At 73.9% G+C, this 2,557-nt stretch carries 1 protein-coding gene; it reads right to left on the minus strand.

Going from position 1 to position 2,557, the window contains the following annotated elements; genetic code table 11:
- Nucleotides 1-2,557 (minus strand): beta-ketoacyl synthase N-terminal-like domain-containing protein (locus ADK52_RS07370; RefSeq protein ID WP_159045861.1); only part of this gene is annotated, 2,557 nt, incomplete at both ends.

Raw genomic sequence — 2,557 nt, forward strand, 5'->3', positions numbered from 1 at the left:
CGCGACCACCGCGTCGAGAGCGGCGGCGAACACCGGGAACGCCGCGTGCAGTTCACGCCCCATGCCCAGCCGCTGCGCGCCCTGCCCCGTGAACAGGAAAGCCGACTTGCCCTCCCGTACGAGACCCTGGACCACACCCGCCTCCGAGCCCTCGGCCAGCGCCGCCAGCCCGGTGAGGAGCTCCTCGCGGTTCCCTCCGACCACCGCGGCCCGGTACTCGTGCGCGGTGCGCGAGGTCGCCGTCGAGAAGGCGAGGTCGGTCGGCGAGAGGTCCTCGCGGTCGGCGAGGTGCGCCCGCAGCCGCTCCGCCTGGCCGGCCAGGGCCTCGGGGGACCGGGCCGACAGTACGACCGGTACGACGGGCAGCTCGCGCGGAACCTCGTCCGTACGGGCTTCCGCGGCCGCCGGGGCCTCCTCCAGGATCACGTGCGCGTTCGTACCGCTGAGCCCGAACGAGGAGATGCCCGCGCGGCGCAGCCGCTCGCCCGCCGGCCACTCGACGGCCTCGGTGAGCAGCTTGACGTTGCCTTCGGACCAGTCGACGTGCGGGGTGGGCTCGTCGACGTGCAGGGTCTTCGGCATCAGCCCGTGGCGCAGGGCCTGGACCATCTTGATGACGGCGGCGACACCGGCCGCGGCCTGCGTGTGCGCGATGTTCGACTTCAGCGAGCCGAGCCACAGCGGCTTGTCCTCGTCGCGGCCCTGCCCGTACGTGGCGAGGACGGCCTGGGCCTCGATCGGGTCGCCGAGCTTGGTACCCGTGCCGTGGGCTTCGACCACGTCGACGTCGGCCGTGGTCAGCCCGGCCTTCTCCAGGGCGCTCTGGATCACCCGCTGCTGCGAGGGGCCGTTGGGGGCGGTCATGCCGTTCGACGCGCCGTCCTGGTTGACGGCGGAGCTCCGGATCACCGCGAGCACGGGGTGACCGTTGCGGCGGGCGTCGGAGAGCCGCTCGATGACGAGGACGCCGACGCCCTCGGACCAGGCGGCGCCGTCGGCGGCGCCCGCGAAGGACTTGCAGCGGCCGTCGGCGGCGAGCCCGCGCTGGCGGCTGAACTCGACGAACATGTCGGGGCTCGCCATCACCGCGACACCGCCGACCAGCGCCATCGAGCACTCGCCGGAGCGCAGCGACTGGGTGGCCAGGTGCAGCGAGACGAGCGACGAGGAGCAGGCCGTGTCCACGGTCATGGACGGGCCTTCCAGGCCCAGCGTGTACGAGACGCGGCCCGAGATCAGGCTGCCGCCGGTGGTGGCGGCGGCCTCGGTGCCCTGCCCGTAGTCGTGGTACATGACGCCCGCGAAGACGCCGGTCTTGCTGCCCTTGAGGGTGTGCGGGTTGATGCCGGCCCGCTCGATGGCCTCCCACGAGACCTCCAGGAGCTGCCGCTGCTGGGGGTCCATGATCAGTGCCTCGTTCGGGCTGATCCCGAAGAAGTGCGGGTCGAAGTCGCCCGCCCGGTAGAGGAAGCCGCCTTCGTTGGCGTACGTCTTGCCCGGCACGCCCGGCTCCGGGTCGTACACGTTCTCCACGTCCCAGCCGCGGTCGAGGGGGAAGCCGGAGACGGCGTCCCGGCCCTCCACGACGAGCTGCCACAGCTCCTCGGGGGAGGTGACCCCGCCGGGGAGGCGGCAGCTCATCGCGACGATCGCGATCTGGTCGTCGTCGCCGTCCGCCCGCGTACGGGCGATGGCGGCCGCCGGACGGGAGGCCGCGCCCTGCGCCGCTCCGCGGATGGACTCGCCGATGTACTGGGCGACGGCGCGCGCGTTCGGGTAGTCGAAGACGAGGGTGGCGGGGAGCCGGAGCCCGGTGGCCGCCTTCAGCTGGTTGCGCAGTTCCACGGCGCTGAGGGAGTCGAAGCCGAGCTCCTGGAAGGCCCGGTCGGGTGCGATGGCGTCGGCGGACTCGTGGCCCAGTACGGCGGCCACGTGCGTCCGTGCCAGTTCGAGCAGGGCGCGGTCGCGCTCCTCCTCGGTCTTCCCGGCGAGGCGCGCCGCGAGCTCGTGGGCGGCGCCCGCTCCCGCACCGCCGGCGCTCGCGCGGACGTTGCGGCGCTGCGGGGCGGGGGTGGCGGAGCGCAGGAGCGCGGGGAGTTCGTCGGTACGGGCGGCCAGGGCGGTGCGGTTGACGTGGAGCGGGACGGTGGCGGGCCGGCCGGAGGCGTACGCGGCGTCGAAGAGGGCGAGCGCCTCCTCGGGCTGCAACGGCGGCAGGCCCTGGCGCTCCATGCGCTTCACGTCGGTGTCGGTGATGTACTGGCCCATGCCCGTGCTCGCCCAGAGGCCGTAGGCCAGCGACTGGGCGGCGAGGCCCTGGGCGTGGCGGTGGGTCGCCAGCGCGTCCAGGAAGGTGTTCGCGGCGGCGTAGTTCGCCTGTCCGGCGGCGAGGGTCAGACCGCCGGCGGAGGAGATGAGCGCGAAGAGCGGCAGGCCCAGGTGCTCGGTCTGCTCGTGCAGGTGCCAGGCGGCGTCGGCCTTGGGGGCGAGGACCCGGTCGAGGCGTTCCGGGTCCATGGTGGCGATGAGGCCGTTGTCGCCGGTGCCCGCGGCGTGG

The organism is Streptomyces sp. WM6372, assembly GCF_001279655.1.
GTDB lineage: Bacteria > Actinomycetota > Actinomycetes > Streptomycetales > Streptomycetaceae > Streptomyces.